At 69.6% G+C, this 23,901-nt stretch carries 22 protein-coding genes; 19 read left to right on the forward strand and 3 right to left on the reverse strand.

The annotated features are described in order from the left end of the window. Positions 1 to 16: 16 nt before the first annotated feature. Complete coding sequence (locus BIX52_RS18055; protein WP_075222494.1) at positions 17 to 838, reverse strand: lipid II flippase Amj family protein; 822 nt, start codon at positions 836 to 838, stop codon at positions 17 to 19. A 123-nt stretch (positions 839 to 961) separates the two neighbouring features. On the opposite strand from BIX52_RS18055, the gene BIX52_RS18060 reads away from it, so the two are divergent. The 6 genes from BIX52_RS18060 to BIX52_RS18090 all read left to right on the forward strand — a co-directional run bounded on the left by BIX52_RS18060 (position 962) and on the right by BIX52_RS18090 (position 7,883). After that, positions 962 to 1,417 carry an RrF2 family transcriptional regulator gene (locus tag BIX52_RS18060; RefSeq protein WP_075222495.1) on the forward strand — a complete coding sequence of 152 codons (456 nt, stop codon included), beginning with the start codon at positions 962 to 964 and terminating at the stop codon, positions 1,415 to 1,417. 629 nt (positions 1,418 to 2,046) lie between these two features. After that, the gene (locus tag BIX52_RS18070) at positions 2,047 to 3,084 is read left to right on the forward strand and encodes a sulfate ABC transporter substrate-binding protein (protein WP_075222497.1); all 1,038 of its coding nucleotides are present in this window, start codon (positions 2,047 to 2,049) and stop codon (positions 3,082 to 3,084) included. A 91-nt stretch (positions 3,085 to 3,175) separates the two neighbouring features. Then, complete coding sequence (gene cysT / locus BIX52_RS18075) at positions 3,176 to 4,030, forward strand: sulfate ABC transporter permease subunit CysT (RefSeq protein ID WP_075222593.1); 855 nt, start codon at positions 3,176 to 3,178, stop codon at positions 4,028 to 4,030. Continuing rightward, a complete protein-coding gene (cysW, locus tag BIX52_RS18080) occupies positions 4,020 to 4,916 on the forward strand; it encodes a sulfate ABC transporter permease subunit CysW (RefSeq protein WP_075222498.1) in 897 nt (298 codons plus the stop codon). Before cysT ends, cysW begins: the two co-directional genes overlap by 11 nt. A gap of 11 nt (positions 4,917 to 4,927) precedes the next feature. Beyond that, positions 4,928 to 6,001 carry a sulfate/molybdate ABC transporter ATP-binding protein gene (locus tag BIX52_RS18085; RefSeq protein ID WP_075222499.1) on the forward strand — a complete coding sequence of 358 codons (1,074 nt, stop codon included), beginning with the start codon at positions 4,928 to 4,930 and terminating at the stop codon, positions 5,999 to 6,001. A gap of 142 nt (positions 6,002 to 6,143) precedes the next feature. After that, the gene (locus BIX52_RS18090; RefSeq protein WP_075222500.1) at positions 6,144 to 7,883 is read left to right on the forward strand and encodes an SLC13 family permease; all 1,740 of its coding nucleotides are present in this window, start codon (positions 6,144 to 6,146) and stop codon (positions 7,881 to 7,883) included. 560 nt (positions 7,884 to 8,443) lie between these two features. On the opposite strand, the gene BIX52_RS18095 is transcribed toward BIX52_RS18090, so the two are convergent. Beyond that, the gene (locus BIX52_RS18095; RefSeq protein WP_075222501.1) at positions 8,444 to 10,495 is read right to left on the reverse strand and encodes a calcium-binding protein; all 2,052 of its coding nucleotides are present in this window, start codon (positions 10,493 to 10,495) and stop codon (positions 8,444 to 8,446) included. 343 nt (positions 10,496 to 10,838) lie between these two features. Between BIX52_RS18095 and BIX52_RS18100 the strand changes: the two genes are divergently transcribed. From BIX52_RS18100 to argE, 13 genes are all read left to right on the forward strand, one after another. Further along, positions 10,839 to 12,086 (forward strand): flavin-containing monooxygenase, encoded by a 1,248-nt coding sequence (locus tag BIX52_RS18100; protein WP_075222502.1) that lies wholly within the window; start codon positions 10,839 to 10,841, stop codon positions 12,084 to 12,086. 60 nt (positions 12,087 to 12,146) lie between these two features. Further along, positions 12,147 to 12,593 (forward strand): type II 3-dehydroquinate dehydratase, encoded by a 447-nt coding sequence (locus BIX52_RS18105; RefSeq protein WP_075222503.1) that lies wholly within the window; start codon positions 12,147 to 12,149, stop codon positions 12,591 to 12,593. After that, complete coding sequence (locus tag BIX52_RS18110) at positions 12,590 to 13,525, forward strand: 2-hydroxyacid dehydrogenase (protein WP_075222504.1); 936 nt, start codon at positions 12,590 to 12,592, stop codon at positions 13,523 to 13,525. The genes BIX52_RS18105 and BIX52_RS18110 overlap by 4 nt, the downstream gene beginning before the upstream one ends. 115 nt (positions 13,526 to 13,640) lie before the next feature. After that, a complete protein-coding gene (locus BIX52_RS18115; protein ID WP_075222505.1) occupies positions 13,641 to 14,666 on the forward strand; it encodes an ABC transporter substrate-binding protein in 1,026 nt (341 codons plus the stop codon). Between the two features lie 75 nt (positions 14,667 to 14,741). Continuing rightward, the gene (locus BIX52_RS18120) at positions 14,742 to 15,593 is read left to right on the forward strand and encodes an ABC transporter permease (RefSeq protein ID WP_075222506.1); all 852 of its coding nucleotides are present in this window, start codon (positions 14,742 to 14,744) and stop codon (positions 15,591 to 15,593) included. A gap of 1 nt (position 15,594) precedes the next feature. After that, a complete protein-coding gene (locus tag BIX52_RS18125; RefSeq protein ID WP_075222507.1) occupies positions 15,595 to 16,404 on the forward strand; it encodes an ABC transporter permease in 810 nt (269 codons plus the stop codon). A gap of 43 nt (positions 16,405 to 16,447) precedes the next feature. Continuing rightward, on the forward strand, positions 16,448 to 17,524 hold the full coding sequence (locus tag BIX52_RS18130; RefSeq protein WP_075222594.1) for an ABC transporter ATP-binding protein: 1,077 nt from the start codon (positions 16,448 to 16,450) through the stop codon (positions 17,522 to 17,524). Further along, positions 17,521 to 18,522 (forward strand): NAD(P)H-quinone oxidoreductase, encoded by a 1,002-nt coding sequence (locus BIX52_RS18135; RefSeq protein ID WP_083660465.1) that lies wholly within the window; start codon positions 17,521 to 17,523, stop codon positions 18,520 to 18,522. The genes BIX52_RS18130 and BIX52_RS18135 overlap by 4 nt, the downstream gene beginning before the upstream one ends. Before the next feature lie 2 nt (positions 18,523 to 18,524). Further along, positions 18,525 to 19,130, forward strand: coding sequence for a glutathione S-transferase family protein (locus BIX52_RS18140; protein WP_425426692.1), 606 nt, complete (start codon positions 18,525 to 18,527; stop codon positions 19,128 to 19,130). 72 nt (positions 19,131 to 19,202) lie between these two features. Then, positions 19,203 to 19,619, forward strand: coding sequence for a RidA family protein (locus tag BIX52_RS18145; protein WP_075222509.1), 417 nt, complete (start codon positions 19,203 to 19,205; stop codon positions 19,617 to 19,619). An 89-nt stretch (positions 19,620 to 19,708) separates the two neighbouring features. Then, positions 19,709 to 20,383, forward strand: coding sequence for a DUF1028 domain-containing protein (locus BIX52_RS18150; protein ID WP_075222510.1), 675 nt, complete (start codon positions 19,709 to 19,711; stop codon positions 20,381 to 20,383). Between the two features lie 55 nt (positions 20,384 to 20,438). Continuing rightward, positions 20,439 to 21,365, forward strand: a complete 927-nt coding sequence (locus BIX52_RS18155) for a LysR family transcriptional regulator (RefSeq protein ID WP_075222511.1) — start codon at positions 20,439 to 20,441, stop codon at positions 21,363 to 21,365. An 18-nt stretch (positions 21,366 to 21,383) separates the two neighbouring features. Beyond that, positions 21,384 to 22,586, forward strand: coding sequence for an acetylornithine deacetylase (gene argE, locus BIX52_RS18160; protein ID WP_075222512.1), 1,203 nt, complete (start codon positions 21,384 to 21,386; stop codon positions 22,584 to 22,586). Positions 22,587 to 22,595: 9 nt separating this feature from the next. Here argE and BIX52_RS18165 read toward each other — a convergent pair whose 3' ends face one another. Further along, positions 22,596 to 23,888, reverse strand: a complete 1,293-nt coding sequence (locus BIX52_RS18165; RefSeq protein WP_075222513.1) for a nickel/cobalt efflux transporter — start codon at positions 23,886 to 23,888, stop codon at positions 22,596 to 22,598. Positions 23,889 to 23,901: the final 13 nt, after the last annotated feature.

Consider the following 23,901-nt stretch of genomic DNA (forward strand, 5'->3'; position numbering starts at 1 on the left):
CTGGGTCGCGCTGGCGTCAGCTCGCGGGGATCGCCCGCGCCACCCAGACGATGAGGACGGCGCTCGGCCACAGCAGCGCCTGGGCTAGCACCGTCCCGGCGAGGCGGCTGGCGATCATCCACACCACCACGCGGCGGAAATGGGCCTCGCTCGCCTTCCCGCGCACCACGTCGTCGGTCATCCCGGCCAGATAGGGGTCGACGATGACGAAGAGGGCGATCGTCGCCACCCCGTTGATGATCGACGACAAGGTGGCGGCGGTGACGCGGAACTCCGGCGCGATGGCCCCGGCATAGAGCGCGGCGAGCACACCCACCGTCCACAGCGCGTTGGCGCCGACGTTGAGCAGGATGATGCCGATCGGCAAGTCGCGGCCGAGCTTCAGCCCGGTGACGCTCGCCCGCCGGGGAAGCGCCGCGGCCCCCGCCATGGAGCGCAGGCCCGGCGCCGTCATCGCACGGGCGACGAGGCGCGGGACCGAGCGGTCACGGCTGAACCGCTCCACCGCCGCCGCCGCGATGCGCTGCATGCTGGGGATCATCAACCCGCCGACGATGGTGGCGAGCGAGGCCGCGCCCAGGATCATCGCGAAATCGAGGGCGAGCGTCGTGGTGTGGGCGGCCACCTGCGCGCCGAGCCCCGCCTCCACACGCTTGGCGATGAACGGGCCCTGGAATGAGTTCGACGTCCGCGACACCAGGACGAGGATGTTGAACAGCGACAGGGCGGTGGCGATCTTGCCCGTCCTCACCCCCGCGATGCGGAACGCATAGGCCAGCGTGCCGATGAGGTGGATGAGGAAGGTGAGCGCGAGGATGAAGGCGAGTTGCAGATCCATGGGGCGGCCGGTTGCGGCCCGGCGGTCCTGATCGGTGGGCCGCATCGGCGCCGGGTTGGAATTTCGGGCGGGACGTCATATCCTAGTGGACTACTAGGATATATGATGCGCGATGACCCTTCAATGATCTCCCAGAAGGCCAAATATGCCCTGCGCGCCCTGCTCGCGCTGGCCGATCTCGATGCCGTGTCCATCTCCGCCGCGGAGCTGGCCGAGCGCGAGAGGATCCCCCGCAAGTTCCTGGAGCAGATCCTGGCCGACCTGAAGCGGGACGGTCTGGTGCAGAGCCGGCGCGGTGCGGCGGGCGGCTACGCGCTCCTGAAGCCTGCCGATACGATCACCTTCGGCCACGTTCTGCGGCTGATCGACGGGCCGATCGCCCCGCTGCCGTGCCTCAGCCGCATCGCCTACCGCCCGTGCGAGGATTGTGAGGACGAGGCGACGTGCCGGGTACGCAAGGTGTTCGCGCTGGTCGCCAACTCCGCCCGCGCGGTGCTGGACCAAACGACGTTAGCCGACGCGATCGCCCACCCCGGCCGCCCGCTGGGACTGCCGCAGGATATCTTCGGCACCGCCTGAAGCCCGGCGCCTCGTGCCCGCCGCCCGGCAGACGGCAGGTAACGAGCCGGCCCGAAGCCCGGCACGAAGCGAGGGCGCGTCATACGCGGAACCCGCACCGCGCCGGCAGAAACGCGGAGCCTGTTCGGCGACCATTAATGCGCGGCCGGTGCTGCTCGGCCTGACGGGCGTAGCATGCTGCGCGCCGCCTCGAGCGCGATGCCTGGCGCGGTCTGGTGCGCACCGCCCCGTGCGCGGTCTGAGGCGCGCCGCCTCGCGCGATCTTGGGGCGCGCCGCCTGGGCCGCGCCCGTCTGCCATCTGGTCGCGGCACGCCTACCGCTGGGCCTCCCCTGGTGCGTGCCCATTCTGTCGACCGCGGATCATTTACGCCCCCAATCCCGGCCCCGCCGGCGAGCCGCCCGCGCCCGTTCGGCGCGTCTCGGAGCATGTCGGTCCGGTGGCCCGCGCCCACGGGCACCGCGTGCCGCGTGCTGCGCCGGGTATACCCCTGACCAAAACCCCGCGCACCGGCGGCCTCCTGGCCACGCGCGATCACGGGGCCATGCCAGGCACCTTCATCGCACCGTCACGCCAGTTGACAATTCCTACCGAGGAAGTAGGCTTTAATCTCTACTAATCCGATGGGATATGGAGATTGACGTGACCCGATCTCGTTTCCAGCTCTTCACGGGGCTCGGCGCCGCCCTCCTCGTCGCGGCGCCCGCCCTCATCCCGGCAGCCCACGCCGACACCACGATCCTCAACGTCTCCTATGACCCGACCCGCGAACTCTACAAAGAGTTCAACGAAGCCTTCGCCGCCCACTGGGCCGCCGAAACCGGCGAGCGCGTCACCATCCGCATGTCGCACGGCGGCTCCGGCAAGCAGGCCCGCTCTGTCATCGACGGGCTGGAGGCCGACGTCGTCTCCCTGGCGCTGCAGGCCGACATCGACGCCATCGCCGAGCACGCGGGCACCATCCCGGCCGACTGGCGCACCCGGCTTCCCAATGCGAGCGCGCCCTACACGTCGACCATCGTCTTCCTGGTGCGCAAAGGTAATCCGAAGGGCCTCGAAGACTGGGACGATCTCGTCGGCGACGGCGTCGAGGTGATCACACCCAACCCGAAGACCTCGGGAGGCGCGCGCTGGAACTTCCTTGCCGCATGGGGCTGGGCCGAACGCGCCTTCGACGGCGACGAGGAGGCCGTGACCAAATACGTCACCCAGCTCTTCAAGCACGTCCCCGTGCTCGACACCGGGGCGCGCGGCTCCACCACCACCTTCGTCCAGCGCGGCATCGGCGACGTGCTCCTCGCCTGGGAGAACGAGGCCTTCCTGGCGCTGGAAGAGCTCGGCCCGGACGAGTTCGAGATCGTCGTCCCCTCGGTGTCGGTGAAGGCCGAGCCGCCGGTCGCCCTGGTCGCCACCAATGCCGAGAAGCACGGCACCACCGAGGTGGCGCAGGCCTATCTCGACTACCTCTATAGCGCCGAAGGCCAGACGCTCGCCGCCCGCCACTATTACCGCCCCGCCCAGCCCGAGCTGGCGGACGAAGCCGACCTGGAGCGTTTCCCAGACCTCACGCTGGTTACGATCGCGGACTTCGGCGGCTGGGCCGAAGCGCAGCCCCGCTTCTTCAGCGACGGCGGCGTGTTCGACCAGATCTTCCAGCCCGCACGCTGACGGCTCGACCATGGCTCCCGGCCAGATCCCCACGGGTCCGATCCCCACAGGCCCGATCAACCCCGGCCCCCTCGCCACCGCGCTCGGCCCCATGCTCGCCCCGCGCGCCCCTTTCCGGCTGCGCGCCACCAGCATCATCCCCGGTTTCGGCCTGGCGATGGGCTTCACCCTCCTCTACCTGTCGGTCATCGTCCTCATCCCGCTGCTGGCGCTGGCGGTGAAAAGCGCCGGCCTCGGCCCCGCCGAGTTCTGGCGCCTGGTGACCGACCCGCGCACCCTCGCCGCGGTGCGCCTCTCCTTCGGCGCGGCCTTCCTCGCGGCCACGATCAACGCCGTCTTCGGCCTGCTGCTCGCCTGGGTGCTGGTGCGTTACCAGTTCCCGGGCCGGCGCCTGGTCGACGCCTTCATCGACCTGCCCTTCGCGCTGCCGACCGCCGTCGCCGGCATCGCCCTCGCCGCGCTTTATGCGCCGAACGGGTGGATCGGCCAGCTTCTCGCCCCGCTCGGCCTCAAGGTCGCCTATACGCCCATCGGCATCATCATCGCGCTCACCTTCGTTAGCCTGCCCTTCGTGGTGCGCACGGTGGAGCCGGTGCTGGCCGAGGTCGACCGCGAGCGCGAGGAGGCCGCCGCGACACTCGGCGCCGGCCGCTTCCAGACCGTCACGCGGGTGGTGCTGCCGACCCTGATGCCGGCCCTTCTCACCGGCTACGCGCTCGCCCTCGCCCGCGCGGTCGGCGAATATGGCTCGGTCATCTTCATCGCCGGCAACATCCCCTATGTGTCGGAAATCGCGCCGCTTCTCATCGTCATCCGGCTCGAGGAGTTCAACTACGAGGCCGCGACCGCCGTCGCCGCGCTTATGCTGGTCATCTCCTTCGGCATGCTTCTTCTCATCAACATCATCCAGGCGGTCAGCCGGCGGAGGTTCGGTCATGGCGCTTGAGGTTTCCGTGCGCGCCGAGGCCGCCCACCCCGTCAAGGCTGCACCCTGGCGCTCCCCCGTCACCGAGAGCGCGGCGACGCGGCGTATCCTCATCGGCATCGCGCTCGTCTTCCTGGTGCTCGTCCTCTTCATGCCGCTCGCCGCCGTGTTCGTGGAGGCGCTGCGCGGCGGCGTCGGCGTGTTCGTCGCGGCGATCGCCGAGCCGGACGCGCTCGCCGCCATCGGCCTCACGCTCCTCGTCGCGGCGATCGCGGTACCGGCCAACCTCGTCTTCGGCGTCGCGGCGGCATGGGCCATCGCGAAATTCGAGTTCCGCGGCAAGACGCTGCTCATCACCTTGATCGACCTGCCCTTCTCGGTGTCGCCGGTGATCGCGGGGCTGGTCTATATCCTGCTGTTCGGCTCACACGGCCTGCTCGGCCCGTTGATCGAGGGGAGCGGGCTCAAGATCGTCTTCGCGCTGCCGGGGATCGTGCTCGCCACCATCTTCGTCACCTTCCCCTTCGTGGCGCGCGAACTGATCCCGCTGATGCAGGAACAGGGCACTGGCGACGAGGAGGCGGCCCTGTCACTCGGCGCCAGCGGATTCCAAACCTTCCGCCGCGTGACGCTGCCCAACGTGAAGTGGGCGCTGCTCTACGGCGTACTCCTGTGCAACGCGCGGGCGATGGGCGAATTCGGCGCGGTCTCGGTCGTGTCGGGTCACATCCGCGGCGTCACCAACACGATGCCGCTGCAGGTCGAGATCCTCTACAACGAGTACGCCTTCCAGGCGGCTTTCGCCGTGGCCTCGCTGCTCGCCCTTCTGGCGCTCGTCACCCTGGCGTTGAAATCCTTCCTCGAATGGCGCTTCGCCGACGGCCTGAAGGCCGCGCGGGGCCACTGAAGGCTGCTGACATGGACATCCGCATCGAAAATGTGCGCAAGGCGTTCGAGCGTTTCCCGGCGCTGCACGACGTGTCGCTGAACATCCGCTCCGGCGAGCTGATCGCGCTGCTAGGTCCGTCCGGCTCGGGCAAGACGACGCTGCTCCGGCTGATCGCGGGGCTGGAGACGCCGACCGCCGGGCGCATCCTGTTCGGCGGGGTGGATGCCTCCGCCGCCAGCGTGCAGGAGCGCAATGTCGGCTTCGTGTTCCAGCACTATGCGCTGTTCAAGCACATGACCGTGGCCGAGAATATCGGCTTCGGCCTCAGCGTGCGTCCGCGCGGGGGGCGTCCGTCGAAGCGTGAGATCGCGGCCAAGGCGGAGGAGCTTCTGGACCTCGTGCAGCTATCAGGCCTCGGCCACCGCTTCCCGGCGCAGCTTTCGGGCGGGCAGCGGCAGCGCGTGGCGCTGGCCCGTGCGCTCGCCATCGAGCCGCGGGTGCTGCTGCTGGACGAGCCGTTCGGCGCGCTGGACGCCAAGGTGCGCCGCGAGCTGCGCCGCTGGCTGCGCGAGCTGCACGATGCGACCGGCCACACCACCGTGTTCGTCACCCACGACCAGGAGGAGGCGATGGAGCTCGCCGACCGCGTGGTGGTGATGAGCAACGGGCGGATCGAGCAGGTCGGCTCGGCGGACGACATCTACGACGCGCCCGCCTCGCCCTTCGTGTTCTCGTTCATCGGCGCGTCGAGCGCGCTGCCGGTGGAGGTTTCGGGCGGCCGCGTGTGCCTGGAGGGCGCCCCGCTGGCGATGCCGGTGACCACCATGCCGGACGGTCCGGCGCGGCTCTTCCTGCGCCCACACGACCTGGAGCTGAGCCCGCATGCGGAGGGTGCCATCGCGGGCACCGTGTCGGCGGTGCGTCGCACCAGCGGCGCACGGCTGGTGGAACTGGAGGTCGGCGGACGGCGGGACCGGCTCGAGATCGAGCTGCCGCTGACCGGCGCGGCGGCGCAGAACGCGCCGATGGTTGAGGGCGGCGCGCTGACTGTGCGCCCGCGCCGCTGGCAGCTCTACCCGGCGGCGGAGATGCAGGCGGGCTGAGCACCAATCGGCGCCGCCGCGGCGTGGTCGGGCCGTCGCCCGCCCACCTGGCGCGCCGCGACGATTGCCCCTTTCCAAGCGCCGCGCCAAGGGGCCTTATCGGCAGCACGCCGGGCCCGTCCGGCGCGGCGCAGGACTTCGGATGACGTTCGACCAGATCGCCATCGTCACCCTCATGGGGGCGATGCTGGCCGCCTTCGCGGTGGACCGCTTCCGCATCGAGCTGGTCGCCCTCAGCGGCCTCGGCGCGGGGGTGGCGCTCGGCCTGGTGCCCCCGGCGGGCGCCTTCGCGGGCTTCGCCAGCCCCGCCGTCGTCACCGTCGCCGAGATCCTCATCATCGTGCAGGTGCTGCTGAATGCGCATCTGCTCGACCAGGCGGCCGACCGCATCGCCCGCCACGTCACAAACGAGCGCGGTGTCGCCACGGTGCTGTGCGTCCTCGGCGCGGCGGCGTCCATCGTCATGAACAATATCGGCGCGCTGGCGCTGATGCTGCCGGTGGCGATGTCCCTTTGCCGGCGCACGGGGGTGCGGCCGGGGGCGGTGCTGCTTCCGCTATCCTTTGCGACGCTCCTCGGCGGCACCTGCTCGCTCATCGGCACGCCCGCGAACATGGTCGTCTCGGGCCTGCGCGAGGAGGCGCTCGGCGCGCCCTTCTCCTTCTTCGCCCTCGCCGCCATCGGCCTGCCGGTGACGCTCGTCGGGATGCCGCTCCTCGTCCTCATCGGGCCGCGGCTTCTGGCCGGGCGCGGTCTCGACGCGGCGGCCCCGCCCATCACCGGGCCGCGCCGCTTCGTGACCGAGCTGCGCATCGGCGCCGGCTCACCGCTGGGCGGGGCGACGCCCGCCGCCGTGGAGGCGCGCATCGGCGGCACCGTCCACGCCCACTTGCGCGACGGCCGGCACGTCTTCGGCCGACGCGAGGCGCAGGTGGTGAAGGCGGGCGACCTCCTGCTGGTCGAGACCGACGTCGCCACCGCGATGGAGATGCACCGGCGGCGCGATGCGGAGCTGGAGGGCGCCACCGGCAGCGGCGGGGCGGAATGGGTGGAGGCGGTGGTGCTGCCACAAAGCACCATCCTCGGGTCCACCGCGCGCGTGGTCGCCGCGTTCGAGGAGGCGGGGGCCGAGCTCGTCGCCCTGTCGCCGCAGACGACGCGCATCGAGGGGCGGCTGGCGGACGTGCGCATCAGCATCGGCGACGTTCTCCTGCTGCACGGCCGCGCCGACCGCGTCCGCCGCGCGCTCGACGAGACGGACTGCCTCGCCATCTCGCCCCGCGGGCTGGAGCCGCCGCGGCGCCAGGGGCTTCCGGCGGTGGCCGCTTTCGCCGCCGCGGTGGGGCTGGCTGCATTGGGCCTCGCCCCGCCCGAGATCGCCTTCGGCGGGGCGGTGCTGGCGCTGGCCTTGGCGGGGCTGGTCGATCTGCGGCAGGCGCTGGCGCGGCTCAATTGGCCGGTCCTCGTCATGCTGGCGGCGATGATCCCGCTCGGCGCCGCGGTCGACCGTACCGGCGCCGCCGACGTGATCGCCGCCGCCCTCCTCGACCTCATCGGCCACGACTGGCCGTTCGCGGTCCACGGCGTGGTGCTGGCGGCGGCGCTGATCATCACGCCGTTCGTCAACAACGTGTCGGCGGCGGTGGCGCTGGCGCCGCTCGCCGTGGCGCTGGCGGGCGCGGCCGGGGTGCCTGCCGATCCTCTGCTGATGCTGGTTGCGGTGGGTGTGTCGCTCGACTTCCTCACCCCCTTCGGCCACCACAACAACACCATCGTCATGGGCATCGGCGACTACCGCTTCCGCGACGTCCCCCGTCTCGGCCTTCCGCTCCTCGTCGTGGTGGGTGCCGTCGCGTGGGCGGCGAGCCTTCTCGCGGCGTAACCGGCTGATCAGCGAAGGCTGTCAGCCTCAGCGCCGCCCGACGGGTACAATACCGCCACGGCTTTCCCTTGCTCGTTTCCCGTTCGAGAAGCGGGTCAGGGTCGAGCACTCGACCGCACCCACGCACAGCCCCCTCTTGGGCGCGAGCATTGGGAGGACGGGTGCTTGATGCTGCCCCGGTCCGACCCAGCTTTGGCGCTGCCGCTTCAGTCCTTCTTCAGGACTGAAGCGCTGCCGGCCGGCGGGACCCGGACTGCGCTGTCGGGCATCATGGATGCCGAACTCGGCAACAGCCGACTTCGGAGAGGAGCGCGAGGAGGGGAACCCCTCCCTCGCCGCGGCGGTGCTCCTCGCGACAGCTCACCGATAAGGCGCGGCGGGATGACACCTCCCGCGGGCGCGCCTCGCCGCTCAGATCGCGCGTGTGCCCGCCACGCGATCGGTACAGGCGACCAGGCTCACTCACGCGTCACATGCGCCTCGCTGTCCGCCGCGTGATCGTCGCACAAGCCAGACCGCTGTCGGAGGGACAGCAGTAGAACCGCCGCCCATGCACCGGCTCAGCCGAACATGAGTTGCGTCTCGGTGAGGTCGGCGAGGGCGACACCCTCCAAGGTGAATCCGTCCCCGTTGCCGAGGTCGATCACCGTGTCGCCGTCCGCCTCGGTGATCGCGCCGGCGGTGAGAAGATCGTCCAGCGAGGCGAGGTCCGGGCCGAAGTCCATCAGACGGAGCCGGTCGGCGCCATCGCCGAAGTCCAGCACCGTGTCGAACCCGTGCCCGGTGGCGAGGACGAAGAGGTCGTTGCCCGCGCCGCCGAAGAGAACGTCGTCGCCGCGGCCGCCCGCGATCCGGTCGTCACCGTCGCCGCCGTCCAGCGTGTCGGTACCGTCGCGGCCGGTGAGGAGGTCGTTCCCGGCACCGCCGAACAGACTGTCGTCACCCTCGCCGCCGGCCAAGGTGTCGGCGCCCTCGCCCCCGTCCAGCGTGTCCGCGCCGGCGCCGCCGATCACCATGTCGTCGCCGTCGCCTCCGGAGACATGATCGTCGCCGTCACCGCCGTTCACGGTATCGCCATCCGCGCCGCCGTTCAGCGTGTCGTTGCCCGCCTCACCGTAGACGTGGTCGACGCCCGCGCCGCCGCCCGCCACATCGTCGTCGTCGCCGCCGCGCAGGGTGTCGGCGCCATCGCCGCCGTCCAGCGTGTCGGCGCCCCAGTTGCCGAAGATGAGGTCGTCGCCTTCTCCGCCGGACACGCTGTCGTCGCCGTAGCCGCCGTAGAGGCTGTCGTCGCCCTCATCGCCGGTGACGGTGTCGTTGCCGGTCCCGGCGGCGATCCAGTCGTCGCCTTCGCCGCCCCTGATCAGGTCCTCACCGCCGATGGCGCGGATGGTGTCATTGCCCGGCCCGCCTTCGACGACGTCGTCGCCGATGCCGGAATCGACCCAATCGTCGCCCTCGCCGGCGTAGATCGTGTCGTGCCGGTCGAGGCCATAAAGGGTGTCGTTGCCCACCCCGCCCTCGATCGTCTCGTTGCGGCGGCGGATGCCTCTGATCAGGTCGTCATTGTCGATGCCGAGGACCTCGATCCGCATGTGTTCGGTCTCCACCGGACCGCCGTCGATCGAGATGCCGTATTCGACGCCATCGCCGCCGAAGCCGGTATAGACGCCAGGCTGCGGCGCGCCGTATGTGCTGAACGCCTCGCTCGGCACATAGTCGAACGTGCCGTCTGCGTTGACGACGAGGGTCGAGCCCGTCGCCAGCGTCATCGTGGTGCCGACCAGATCGGTCCGGCCGTTGATGGTGACGACCTCCACCCGGCGGCGGGGAAAGTCCTCGCCATAGCTGTTGGCGTCCAGCACGTTGCCGGACAGGGTCTCGTCTTCGTTGATCGTGAAGAGGTCCGGCCGCGGATAGGTGGCGCCGGGCGTTACGTCGACGGTGTAGGACCCCGCCGCGCCGTTCGCCAGCGCCTCGACGCGCAGGTAGACCGTCGCGTCCGTCAGCGTGGAATAACGCACGATCTCATCGTCGCCGATTTCGGACGTGTCGAGCCAATTGCCGTCCGCACCGACGAGGTCGAGGTGATATTCGTCCTGGTACTGGTTCTCGCCGAAGATCAGCTCGAAGGCGACCGAGTCGCCGGCTTCGAGGTCGAAGCGCGTCCACTCGACGTCGCCGCGCTCGTCCAGCGTGCCGGTATAGGTCGCGCCGACGCTGCCGATATTCGCCGTGCCGCTGAAGTCGGCCGGGTCGAAGTCGCCGGGGTCGACGGTGACGTGATATCCGCCCGTGGTGCTGCCTTGGCTGTTGGCGTTGAGGTAGAGCGTGCGATCTTCGTCCGGCAGGATGAAGTAGCGGCCGACGTCGAAATCGTCGGACCAGCGGTAGTCGAAATAATTCCCGTCAGCCTCGAAAATCTCGACGTAAGGGCTGATCTTGTTCGGCCAACCGTCGGTCGGCTCGATGGTGATCGCAACGCCCTGATTGGCGGTAAGATCGACGCGAATCCAATCCTCGTCGCCCTCGAAGTCGATCGTACCGAAATAATCCTGACCGACGCGGACGGCTGCTGTGGTGGTGGCGTCGTTGGGGAGATCGTCGTCCATAGGTCACTTCCAATCGCTTCTCGGCGCCGGTGCGCGGCGCCACAATCGCGTGGCAGCATAACAGCTTTAGGTAAGACTTACGCCCCCGCGCCGCGGCTCCACGCCCTGCGCTCCGTCGTCGGAACCCGGACCTTTCGATAGCACCGGGCGCCAGAAAACCCCTGGTCCGCAGCTTTTTCCTGCGTGCTGATTTGGAATTTCCTTCTTTATTTCCCGACGATGATGCCCGCATTTTGAGCGCGCCTAAAGACGCGCCAGATCGCCTCACCGGGGCTTGGATTCCGACCCGATCCCAACCCCGAATCGAGCACCCGGCGCGCCGATCTCCATCCGGGAAGTGAGTATGACCGCCGAAAAAACCGACACGCTCATCGTGGGGGCAGGTCAGTCCGGCATTGCGATGAGCGAGCACCTGACGGAGATGGGGATCCCGCACATCGTCCTGGAGCGCAAACGGGTGGCGGAACGCTGGCGCTCCGAGCGGTGGGATTCGCTCGTCGCCAACGGCCCGGCCTGGCACGACCGCTTCCCCCACCTCGAGTTCGACGATGTCGGCCCCGACGTGTTCCCGCCGAAGGAACGCATGGCGCGCTACTTCGAAGACTACGCGAAGATGGTCAAGGCGCCGATCCGCACCAATGTCGAGGTGACGCGCGTCACCCGCTGCGAGGGCCGGCCGGGCTTCATCGTCGAAACGTCGGACGGCGAGATCGAGGCGCAGCGCGTCGTCGCCGCCACCGGCCCGTTCCAGGTCCCCTCGGTGCCGGACTTCGTGCCCGAGGACAGCGGCCTCATGCAGCTCCACTCGTCCACCTACCGCAATCCGGACCAGCTTCCGGAGGGCGCGGTGCTCGTCGTCGGCGGCGGCGCGTCGGGCTGCCAGATCGCCGAGGAGCTGCGCCGCGCCGGCCGCGACGTGTATCTGTCCATCGGCGGCCACTACCGGCCCCCGCGGTCCTACCGCAACCGCGATTACGTCTGGTGGCTCGGCGTGCTCGGCAAGTGGGACGAGATCAAGACCACGCCCAAGCGCCACATCGCCTTCGCCGTCAGCGGCTATGACGGCGGGCGCACGGTGGACTTCCGCCGCCTCGGCCACATGGGCATCACCGTGCTCGGCATGACGACGGGTTACGAGAACGGCGTCATCTCCATCGCCGACGACCTCGCCGCCAACATCAAGCAGGGTGACGAGGCCTATCTCGACGTGCTGCGCGAGGCGGACGCCTATGTCGAGCGCAACGGCATCGACCTGCCGCCCGAGCCGGACGCGTGGACCATCGACACCGACCCCGACTGTATCGCCAATCCGGTGCGCGCGCTCGACCTCGCGGCGGCGAACGTGAAGACGATCCTCTGGGCCACCGGGTTCAAATACGACTTCAGCTGGCTGCAGGTGGACGCCTTCCACCCTGACGGCACGCCGTTCCACAAGCGCGGCATCTCCACCGAGCGGGGCGTCTATTTCCTCGGCCTGCCGGAGCTCACCAACCGCGCCTCCTCCTTCATCTACGGCTGTTGGTACGACGCGAAATATCTCGCCACCCACATCGGCGTGCAGCGCATGTACGTCGCCTACGACAAGGCGTGACGCCGCCGCCCCGCCCACCGCGGCGGGGCGCCTTTGGGACGACGACACAAGGACCGCCGCATGAAAAACGTCATGTTCCTCAACGGCCCCAACGCCAACCTCTACGGCCTCGACCGCAGCGGCACCTATGGCAGCGACAGCTTTCCGCAGATCGAGGCGGCCTGCATGGCGCGCGCGGCCGATCTCGGCTTCACGCTCCACTTCCGCCAGTCCAACCACGAGGGCGTCCTGGTCGACTGGATCCAGGAGGCACGCCAGTCCTGTGATGGCATCCTGATCAACGCGGCCGGGCTCACCTACACCTCGGTCGCGATCCTCGACGCGCTGCTCGCCTTCGACGGGCCGATCATCGAGTGCCACATGAGCAACATCTGGAAGCGCGAGCCCTTCCGCCACCATTCCTTCGTCTCCAAGGCCGCGACCGGCGTCGTCGCGGGCCTCGGCCTCAGGGGCTACCTCCTCGGCCTGACCGCCATGGCGGAGCTGATGAACGAGGCCGCGGCGTGACCGACATCCTCGCCTTCTACAGCGGCCCCGACCCGTTCGACGTGTGGCGGGACGCGCTCGCCCCGCATCTGGCCGGCCACGTCGAGATCCAGGAGGCGGACAAGGTGACGGACCCCGCCGCCGTTCGCTTCGCCCTCGTGTGGATGCCGCCGGAGGGATTCTTCGCCCGCTTCCCGAACCTGGAACTCGTCATCAATCTCGGCGCGGGCGTCGACCGGCTCGTGGCGCGCGGCGATCTGCCGGACGTTCCCATCACCCGCCTGTCCGACCCCGAGATGGGCCGCATGATGGCCGGCTACGTGCTCTTTGCCGTGCTGCGCCACGCCCGCGACATCCCGCATTTCGAGGCCGCCCAGCCGAAGCGCGAGTGGGCCTACAAGCACCCCCACGCGGCGAGCGACACCACCGTGGCCGTGCTCGGCCTCGGCGAGCTCGGCGCGCTGGCCGCCACCGAGATCGCGCGACAGGGCTACGACACCCACGGCTGGGCGACGCGGCCGAAGGACCTTCCCGGCGTCACCGTCCATTGCGGCGACGACGCGCTGCCGGGGCTGCTCGCCGCGGCCGACATCGTCGTGTGCATGCTGCCGCTGACGCCGGGGACGGCGAAGCGCCTCGACGCGGGAGCCTTCGCGGCGATGAAAAAGGGCGCCGCCTTCATCAACGTCTCGCGCGGGGCGGTGGTGGACGAGCCGGCGATGATCGAGGCGCTGCGCTCCGGCCACCTCTCCGGCGCCACGCTCGACGTGTTCGCGACCGAGCCGCTGCCGGCGGACAGCCCCCTCTGGACGCTGCCGGGGGTGCTCATCACCCCGCACCTCGCCTCGGTGGCGCTGCCCAAGAGCGCCGCGCCGCAGATCGCCGCCAACGTGCGCGCGATCCAGACCGGCGGCGCGCTCATCAACACCGTGTCGCGCGAGCGCGGCTATTGAGCCGCCTCCCCGGCACGCACCTTGCCGCGGCCCCCGCGGCGATCCCGGCCCCGATGGCGCGGTGCCACCCGCGGCCAATCCGCTCTCGTTCTCCTCAACCAACAGGACAGTTCAGATGAAACGTCTCCTCTTGACCGCCGCGGCGCTGGGACTCCTAGCCCAGTCCGCCTCTGCCGAGACGCTCGTCGTCTCCAGCTGGGGCGGCAGCTTCCGCGACCTCATCGCCGACACCATCGGCAAGAAGTTCACCGAAGAAACCGGCGTCGACGTCGAGTTCATCACCGGCGGCACGATCGACCGGCTGAACCAGGCCAAGCTGAGCCGCGACAACCCGGAAAGCGACGTGACCTTCACCACGTCTCACATCGGCTGGCTCTACCGTAACGACGGGCTGTTCGAGGAGCTGGACCTCTCGAAGATCCCGAACGCGGTCAACCTCGTCGAGCAGGCGAAGATCAGCCCGTCCCACATCGGCGCCTGGGCCTATGTCTACACCATCGGCTACCTGCCCGACATGGTGCCGGAGGGCGTGACCTTCGAAAGCTGGAACGACCTGTGGTCGCCTGAGCTGGAAGGCATGCTCGCCGCGCCGGACTTCGACCCGTCCCACATCATCGCCGTCTCGGCGAAGCTGGAAGGCGTCGACATCGAGAACTGGCAGGAGGCGACGGACAAGCTGCTGGCGCTGAAGCCGAACTTCAAGGCCTTCTACACCAACGACGCCAACTCGCAGCAGCTCCTCTCCACCGGCGAAACCCCGGTGCAGATCCTCCTGTCGATGAACGCCTATTACATGAAGTCCCAGGGCCTCGACGTGGAGCTGGCGATCCCGAAGGAAGGCGCCGTCCTCGGTGTCGACACGATGGGTATCACCACCGGCACCACGAAACAGGACCTCGCCTACAAGTTCCTGAACGCCGCGCTGGACCCCGAAGTCCAGGCGCAGATCGCCGAGATCAAGAAGGGCAGCCCCGTCGTCTCCAACGTCGAGCTTCCCGAGGAGCTGGCGTCCCTCCCCGGCATCTTCACGACGCCCGAGCAGTGGGAGAGCCAGACGCTCATCATCCCGCACGAGCTGCGCGCCGAGAAGACCGCCGAATGGCGCCAGTGGTTCACGGAAAACATGATCGCCGGCAACTGAGCCGGGCCGTCGCCCTCGTCCCGGCGGCCCGACGCCGGGACACCCTCACCTCCCCGCAAGGAGCAGCCGACGCCCATGTCGAAGCGCCCTTTCCTCGGCTGGTTCGCCTCGCCGTCGATCCTGATCGCCTTCGCGGTCGCGGCGTCGTTCCTGGCCATCGTCCAATATAGCCTGCGCGCCCATGTGCCGGGCTCGCTCGACCCCGGCGGCTTCACGCTCGAGAATTTCACGACGCTCTGGAAAGCCGTCTACGGCCAGGCGTTCCTGACCACCGTCAGCCTCTGCTTCTACACCGCGCTGTTCACGCTCCTCATCGGATACCCGTTGGCCTATGCGATGGTGCGCGCCAAGTCCGCCGCGCTGCGCAGCGCCATCCTCATCATCTCCCTCACGCCGCTCTTCCTGGGCGAGATCGTGCGCACCTATTCGTGGATGATCGTCCTCGGCAACCGCGGCTTCGTGAACGCCTTCCTCATGCAGCTCGGCCTCATCGACCGGCCGATCAGCTTCATGTTCACGGTCACCGGCGTGGTGATCGCTCTCGTCCATTTCACGCTGCCGATCGTCGTCGTCATGCTGGCCGCCGCTCTGTCGCACATCGACCGCAACATCGAGCGCGCCGCGACCTCGCTCGGCGCCGGGCGCATCCGCAACTTCCTCACCGTCACGCTGCCGCTGTCGGTTCCCGGCATCGTCGCGGCGACGTCCACCGCCTTCGCGTGGACCTTCTCCGCCTTCGCGACCCCGCAGATGATCGGCGGCGGCCGGGTGCAGACCATCTCCACGCTGGTCTACCAGGTCGGATTCGCCTCGTTCAATTTTCCGCTGGCCGCGTCCCTGTCGCTGGTCGGCCTCCTCTTCACCGTCGCCGTCCTCGCCCTCTTCAACACCGGCATCCGCCGCCTCGAGCAGATCGGAGCCCACTGACGTGAAGAAGTCCCTCACCGATCACATCCTCGACTGTACCGGGCGGATCGTCATTGCGCTGATCCTCGCCTTCGTGCTCTTGCCCTTCGTGGTCGTCGCCACCGCCTCGCTGAACGACAGCGCCATCCTCTCCTTCCCGCCCAAGTCCATCTCGCTGCGCTGGTACGCCAACGTGTTCGAGTATCGCGATTTCGGCGAAGGCCTCGTCAACTCGCTGAAGGTGGCGGCCATCGGCGCGGCGATCGCGGTCGTCGCCGGCGCAGGCTTCGCCTACGTGCTCGACCGTTACGACTTCGCCTTCAAGGCGACGCTCAACGGCATCCTGATGTCGTCGCTCGTCATCCCGAACTTCACCATCGGGCTGGGCCTCCTCATCCTGTCGGCCGCCGCCGCGCTGCCGCGGTCGATCTGGCTCGTCGTCACGGTCCACGTCATCATCGTGCTGCCGTTCGTGGTGCGCTCGGTCTACGTGTCGCTGCGCAACTTCGAGAAGCGTTACGAGCAGGCGGCCGAGAGCCTCGGCGGCACACCCGGCCACGTGCTCCTGACGATCACCCTGCCGCTGTTGATGCCGGGTCTCGTCTCCGGCGCCCTCTTCGCGGCGATCCTGTCTTTCAACGAGTTCACCGCCTCGCTCTTCGTGGTGAACCAGTCGACCCAGACGCTGCCCGTCGCGATGTACAATTACGTCCGCGAATATGCCGACCCGACGCTCGCCGCGATGTCGGTGATCTACGTCGCCGTGGTCGCCGCCGCCCTCCTTGTCGTTCACAAAATCTTCCGCCTCGAAAAGGTCCTCAATGTCGAGTGAGATCGCGCCTCCGGTGTCCGTGGACGCCGGGGATCCCCCCGCCGTGAAGATCGACGGAGTCGCCAAGTCCTTCTCCGGCACGGTCGCGCTCGAGCCGGTCTGGCTGAAGATCCGCCGCGGCGAGTTTTTGACGCTGCTCGGCCCCTCCGGTTGCGGCAAGACCACGCTGCTCAACCTCATCGCCGGCTTCCTTGAGGCCGACGCGGGCGAGCTCTTCATCGGCGACGAACTGGTCACCCAGGTGCCGCCGCACAAGCGCGAGATCGGCATCGTCTTCCAGAATTACGCGCTGTTCCCGCACATGAACGTGGCGCAGAACGTGGCCTACGGGCTGCGCACCCGCCGCGTCTCCCGCGCCGAAACGCGCCAGCGGGTGCGCGAGGCGCTGGACCTCGTGAAGCTCGGCGACTTTGCGGACCGGCGGCCGCGCCAGCTCTCCGGCGGCCAGCAGCAACGTGTGGCGCTCGCCCGTGCGCTGGTGATCCGCCCGCGCGTACTGCTGCTCGACGAGCCGTTTTCCGCGCTGGATCGTAACCTGCGCACCGCCATGCAGGTGGAGCTGAAGGAGATCCAATCGCGCCTCGGCCTCACCACCGTGTTCGTGACGCACGACCAGAGCGAGGCGCTGTCGATGTCGGACCGCATCGCGGTGATGTCGCGCGGGCGCATCCGCCAGATCGGCAGCCCGAGCGAGATCTACGACCGGCCGCAGAGTCGCTTCGTGTCCACCTTCGTGGGCGACGCCAACCTGTTCGCCGCCGACCTCCTGGGCCGCGATGCCGGGGCGGCCTCACTCGACGTCGGCGGCACGCGCACGAGCCTTGCGACCTACCAGGACGAGTGCCCGGCGCCCGGCCCGGTGACGCTGGTCGTGCGGCCCGAGCAGTGCGCGCTGACCGCGGCGGGAGAGCCGGGCACCGTGCCCGCCACCGTCGCCCTCTCGGTCTACCAGGGGAGCTACGCCGAGCTTTATCTGGACTGCCCCGCCGCTGAGGGTGGGCGCGCCATGCTGCGCGTCCCGGCCAGTGAGGCGCTGGCGGCAGGAACCACGGTCGGCATTCGCCTGCCGGACACCGGCCCCGCCGTCTTTGCCCGCGAAGACGAAGGAGCGGCGGCATGAGCGCCACGATGAAGGCCGTCGTTGCCACCGCGCCCGGCGGGCCGGACGTTCTCGCCGTGGTGGACCGCCCCGTTCCCGCACCCGGCCCCGGCGAGGTGCTGATCCGAGTCGCCACCGCCGGGGTGAACCGGCCCGACATCATGCAGCGGTCCGGCGCCCTCCCCGCCCCGGCCGACGTGTCCGACATTCTCGGCCTCGAGGTCGCGGGCCACGTGGAGGCCGTCGGCGAGGGCGTCGACACGCTCGCCGAGGGCGAGGCGGTGATGGCGCTGGTGAAGGCCGGCGGCTATGCCGAGTGGGTGGTGACGAAGGCGGCCCAATGCCTGCCGATTCCGGACGGGCTCAGCCTGCACGAGGCGGCTCTGCTGCCGGAGGGCCTCTTCACCATCTGGCACAACCTGTTCGACCGCGGGTGCCTGCGCGCCGGCGAGCGGGCGCTGATCGAAGGCGGCGCCAGCGGCATCGGCACATTGGCACTGCAGCTCGCCCTCGCCTGGGGCGCCGAAGTGGTCGTGACGGCGGGCGGCCCCGACAAGTGCGCCGCGCTGGAGGCGATGGGCGCGCGCGCCATCGACTACCGCACCGCCGACCTCACCGCCGAGGTGCTGCGCCTCACCGGCGGCCACGGCGCCGACGTGGTGCTCGACATCCTCGGCGGCGACGCGGTCAACCGCCACCTCGCGGCGATGGCGCCGGGCGGACGGCACATCGGCCTCTCCTTCATGGCGGGGATGATGGCGCCGGTGGACCTCGGCCTCGTCATGCGCAAGGGGTTGTGGCTCTCGTCCTCCACGCTGCGGCCCAAGAGCGACGCCGAGAAGGCCGCCATCGCCCGCGACGTCGCCGCCCACCTCATCCCGCTGATCGGCCCCGGCAAGGTGCGCCCGGTGCTGTCGGAGGCGTTCGCGCTTCAGGACGCCGCCGCCGCGCATGCCCTGCTGGAGTCGGGCCGCAACATCGGCAAGATCGCCCTTCTCGTCTCGGAGTCCCGCGCATGACGATCGCCCTCTATTGGGGTTCCGCCTCGCCCTTCGTGCGCAAAGTGATGGCCGCTGCGCACGAGCTGGGGCTTCAGGACAGCATCGAAATCCGTGATAGCGCCGCCCATCCGGTGGAGCGGGACGCGCGCATCCAAGCGTTCAACCCGCTCGCCAAAGTGCCCGCCGCCGCGACCGACGACGGCACCATGCTCTACGACAGCCGCGTGATCTGCGAATATCTCGACAGCGTCGCCGGCGGCGGCCTGTTCCCGCCCGCCGGTCCCGCAAGGTGGACCGCGCTGCGGCGCCAGGCGCTTGGCGACGGCCTTCTCGATGCCGCGCTCCTCATCCGTTACGAGATGCTGGCCCGCCCGGCCGAGCACCAGTGGCCGGTATGGATCGCCAAGCAGCGCGAGAAGGTCGAGGACGCGCTGAACGCCATGGCGGCCGACATTCCGGCCGAGGACTGCCACGACATCGGCGCCCTCACCTACGCCTGCGCGCTCGGCTGGCTCGCCTTCCGCTTCCCCGAGTTCGCCTGGCAGGAGGGCCGCCCTGCCCTCGCCGCCTGGCACGAAGCCTACGAGGCGCGCCCGGCGATGCGCGCCACCCGCCCCTCCGCCTGACACCCGGCCACCGTCTTCCGCAACGCCCACACTTCGCCAACGCCCACACTTCGCCAACGAAAGTCCACGCCCATGGCGCACATCCGTCACCGCAAGTTCAACACCAAGGACACCTATCCCGAGCAGAAGCTGGACAACGATCTGGCCCAGGCCGTCATCGCCAAGGGCGGCACGACGATCTTCCTGCGCGGCCAGTGCCCGCAGGACCTAGACACCGCCGAGAACATCAAGAGCAACGACCCCGTCGAGCAGACGCACAAGGTGATGAGCAACATCCGCCAGCTCGTCGAAGAGTGCGGCGGCGAGATGCAGCACGTCACCAAGCTCGTCGTCTATCTCACCGACGTGCGCCACCGCGAGGCGGTCTACCGGACGATGGGCGAGTACATCAAAGGCGTTCACCCGGTGTGCACCGGCCTCGTCGTCGTCGCCCTGGCGCGGCCCGAATGGCTGGTCGAGATCGACGCAACCGCCGTCATCCCCGACTGATCCCGCGCCCGCGCCCTCCGCGCGGCGGGGCGCGACGCACCCGAGCGACAACAGAACGGGGCCGCAGCGCCCCGCCTCCGGGAGATCCCATGACCTTTTCCATCGTCGGCCACTGCACGCAAACGGGCATGTTCGGGCTGGCCATCTCGTCCTCCTCGCCGGCCGTCGCCGCGCGCTGCGCCTTCGCGCGCGCCGGTGTCGGCGCCGTCGCCACGCAGAACGTCACCGACCCGCGCCTCGGCCCGCACGCGCTGGACCTGATGGAGCGCGGCGCCTGCCCGTCCGAGGCGCTGGCGATCATCGAACGCAGCGGCGCCCACATGGCCTACCGCCAGGTGCTCGCCGTCGGCCGCACCGGCGAAAGCGCGATCTATTCCGGCGCCAACGTTCTCGGCCACTGGTCCGAGGCCGAGGGGACGAACTGCGCCGCCGCGGGCAACCTCCTCGCCGACCTCGGCGTGCCCGAAGCGATGGCGCGCCACTTCGCGTCGAGCACCGGCCACCTCGGCGCCCGGCTCGTCGGCGCGCTGCGTGCGGGGCTGGACGCGGGGGGCGAAGCCGGGCCGGTCCACTCCGCCGGGCTTCTGGTGGTCGACAAGCAGAGCTGGCCGCTCGCCGAACTGCGCATCGACTGGACCGAAGACTGCCCCATCACCGCGCTCGAAGCCGCGTGGGCGGTCTACGAGCCGCAGATGGAAGCCTATGTCACCCGCGCGCTCGACCCGCGCGAGGCACCCTCTTATGGTGTCCCCGGCGACGAATGACCATGCGCGGGCCGGGCGGCCTTTCGGCAGGGTCCAACAAAGGTCCGGCCCGCCCATGCCCCTTCGCTTCACCCTGCGACAGCTCGAATATTTCATCGCAGTGGGGGAGGCCGGCAGCATCGCTCTGGCGGCGGACAAGGTGAACGTCACCGCGCCGTCCATGTCCTCCGCCATCGCCCAGCTCGAAGCCGGCTTCGGCGTCCAGCTCTTCACGCGCCGCCACTCCCAAGGCTCGGTGCTGACGCCGACCGGCGAGCGCTTTCTGGAGCAGGCCCGCATCGTGCTGGAAGCGGCGGACAAGCTGAACGACATGGCCACCATCTACACCGGCAGCGTGCGCGGATCGCTGCGGGTCGGCTGCATGCGCACCTTCGTTCAGCTCATGGTCCCGCAGCTCCGCCGCAGCTTCGAGGACAAGTACGAGAACGTCGACTTCACGCAGATCGAGCTGGACCAGGCGCAGATCTTCGAGGCGCTCGGCGCCGCGCGGATCGACGTTGCCCTGACCTACGACCTGTCGCTCACCTCCGACATCCTCTTCCAGCCGCTCTTGACGCTGCCGCCGTTCGTGATGACCGATGTCGCCCACCCGCTCGCCGGGCGGGACGAGGTGACCGTCGCCGACCTCGCCGCGCACGACATGGTGCTTCTCGACCTGCCGCACAGCGCGGACTATTTCCTGTCCCTCTTCAAGCCGTTGGGCCGCCGCCCGCGCATCGCCGAGCGCACGTCCGACATCTCGGTGCAGCGCAGCCTCGTGGCGAACGGCTTCGGCTTCGCCATCTCCAACATGCGCACCGCCTCGGCCTCGTCGATGGACGGGAAGCCGCTGACCTTCATCCCGCTGAAGACGGACGTGCCGCCGCTGCGCCTCGGCATCGCCATGTCCCGCGCGGCGCATGTATCGCGCACCATCCAGGCGTTCATCGACCATTGCCACGAAGCCGCCGACGCTGGGAAACTCCCCGGCCTCGCCCCCTAGTCCCCGATAACGAAGACCATGACCTTGGACACCACTTCCCCCGTTCCCGCTCCCGACGAGATTCTGGCCCGCCTCATCGCCTTCCCCACGGTGTCGCGCCAGTCGAACCTTGCGCTGCTCGACTATGTGGAGGGGCTTCTCGCCCCGGCCGGTGTGCGTCTGGAGCGCTTCTTCAGCGAGGACGGCAGCCGCGCCAACCTGATGGCGAGCCTCGGCCCCGAGGGTTCGGGCGGCGTCGTCCTGTCCGGCCACTGCGACGTGGTGCCGGTGGAGGGGCAGGCGTGGTCCAGCGATCCCTTCACCATGCGCACCGAGGACGGACGGCACTACGGCCGCGGCACCGCCGACATGAAGGGTTTCATCGCCGTCGCCGTCTCCACGATGCTGACGGCCGCGCAGCGCCCGCTCGCTCTGCCGCTGCACCTCGCGATTTCGTATGACGAGGAGGTCGGCTGCCTCGGCGTACGCGGCATGCTGGACGTGTTGGGGGCGCGGCCGGAGCGTCCGGCGCTGATCATCATCGGCGAGCCGACCGGCATGCGCATCGCCAACGGCCACAAAGGCAAGCGCGGCTTCCGGGCCTGCTGCCACGGCGAGGAAGGCCACTCCGCGCTGGCGCCGAACGCGCTCAACGCGCTGCATCTGGGCGCGGCCTTCGTCACCCGGCTGATCGCCCGGCAGGACGAACTGAGGGCGACCGGCGCCAGAGACGACGCCTACGACATCCCCTACACCACCGTTCACGCGGGCGTGATGCACGCGGGCACGGCGCTCAACATCGTGCCTAACCGCTGCGACGTGGACTTCGAGATCCGCAACGTCGCCGCCGACGACCCGGACGCGATCCTCGCCGCCATCGCCGAGGACGCGGAGGCGATCGCAGCGCCCTACCGCAACCGCTTCCCCGATGCGCGGATCGAGATCGAGGAGACGTCCGGCTATCCGGGGCTGGAGACGCCGGAGGGAACGCCCTCCGTGGCGCTGATGCGCGCGCTTCTGGGGCGGGACGATCCGCTCATCAAGGTGGCGTTCGGCACCGAGGGCGGGCTGTTCCAGGCCGCTCTCGACGTTCCGGCGCTGGTCTGCGGCCCCGGCCACATGGCGCAGGGCCACAAGCCGGACGAGTTCGTGAGCGAGGAGCAGCTCGCCGAATGCACCCGGCTGCTGGCGGCGATCGTCGACGTTCTGGCCGAGGGCGAGGCGCCGGCGCTCACCCGCTGAGGCGACGCCTCACCCCGCCGTGGAGAGGGTCGCGGCGGGGGCGGGCGCGACCGTGTGGGCCTGGTGCGCCGCCAGCCCGGTGATGCCGTGCCAGCCCACGTAAAGCCCCACCGCGACGATGAGCACGCCCGACACGTAAGGCGCCTTGCGCGCGACCGTGGAGAACCACGACACGCGGCGGCCGACGTGGCGCACGCTGATCGCCGCCGCCGCGCCGACCGTCACCAGCGTGATCGCGAGGCCGATCGAGAAGCACAGCACCAGGACGAAGCCGAGCGAGACCTCCTCGAGCTGCAGGCAGAGGAGCAGCACCGTGATCGCCGCCGGGCACGGGATCAGCCCGCCGGTGAGGCCGAACAGGATGATCTGCCACGTCGTCACCTCGCGTCCGGCGAACTGGCGGCGGATGTCGTTGGCGTGGGCCAGCTCGTGCGCGTCCTGGTAGCCGTCGGTGGCGAGGTCCAGGCCGCGCATTTCAGCGTGCAGCGGGTCGTCGCCCTCGCCTTGCAGGAACGAGACGTCGTAGTCGTGGCTGTGGTTGCCGTGGCCGAGGCTGAGACGGGCCATGAAGCCGTGCGGCGCTGCCAGTGCACCGACCGATTGCAGCATGTCCCCGCGCGCGGTGAAGGCGAAGCGCTGCGTCGTCCCGTCCGGCTCTTCGGTGGTGACGGTGACGTCCTCGGCGCGCCAGCCGTGACCGCTGAGGGTGCGGATCGTCAGCCGCGCCGCGCCGTCCTCCTCCACCACCGCCAGGGCGACGACGCCGTGGCCGGTGTCGATCCGCCGTTCCTCGGCGCTCCGTTCGGCTGCACTGTGGTGATGGGCGTGGCCATGATCGTGCGCGTGACCGTGTGCGGGATGATCGTGCGCGTGATGATCATGGCCGTGATCGTGATGGTGCGCGTGATCATGATCGTGGCCGTTGTGCGCGCCGTGGGCGGCAGCCTTGGCGAGCTGCTGGTCCTGAAAGGTGCGCCACAGCATCCACCCGGCGATCGCGATGATGACCACCGCCGATGCGATCTGGAAATACGGCTCCAATTCCTCCGCGTCGACACCCTGCCACAGCGTCATCCCGCCGATCGCGATGCCCCAGACGACGAGCGTGTGCGACACCGTCGCCGCAAGGCCGAGAAGCACCGCCTGCAGCACCGTGCCGCGCACGGCGACGATGAAGGCGGCCATCATCGTCTTGGAGTGGCCGGGTTCGAGCCCGTGCAGCGCGCCGAGCAGGACGGCGCTGGGCATGAAGAGCCACGCATGCGCGGCGCCCTGCGCCAAAAGGTCGGAGAATGAGCCCATGTCTGTCGATACG

Origin of the sequence: Acuticoccus yangtzensis (assembly GCF_001927245.1) — a bacterium.
GTDB classification, from domain to species: domain Bacteria; phylum Pseudomonadota; class Alphaproteobacteria; order Rhizobiales; family Amorphaceae; genus Acuticoccus; species Acuticoccus yangtzensis.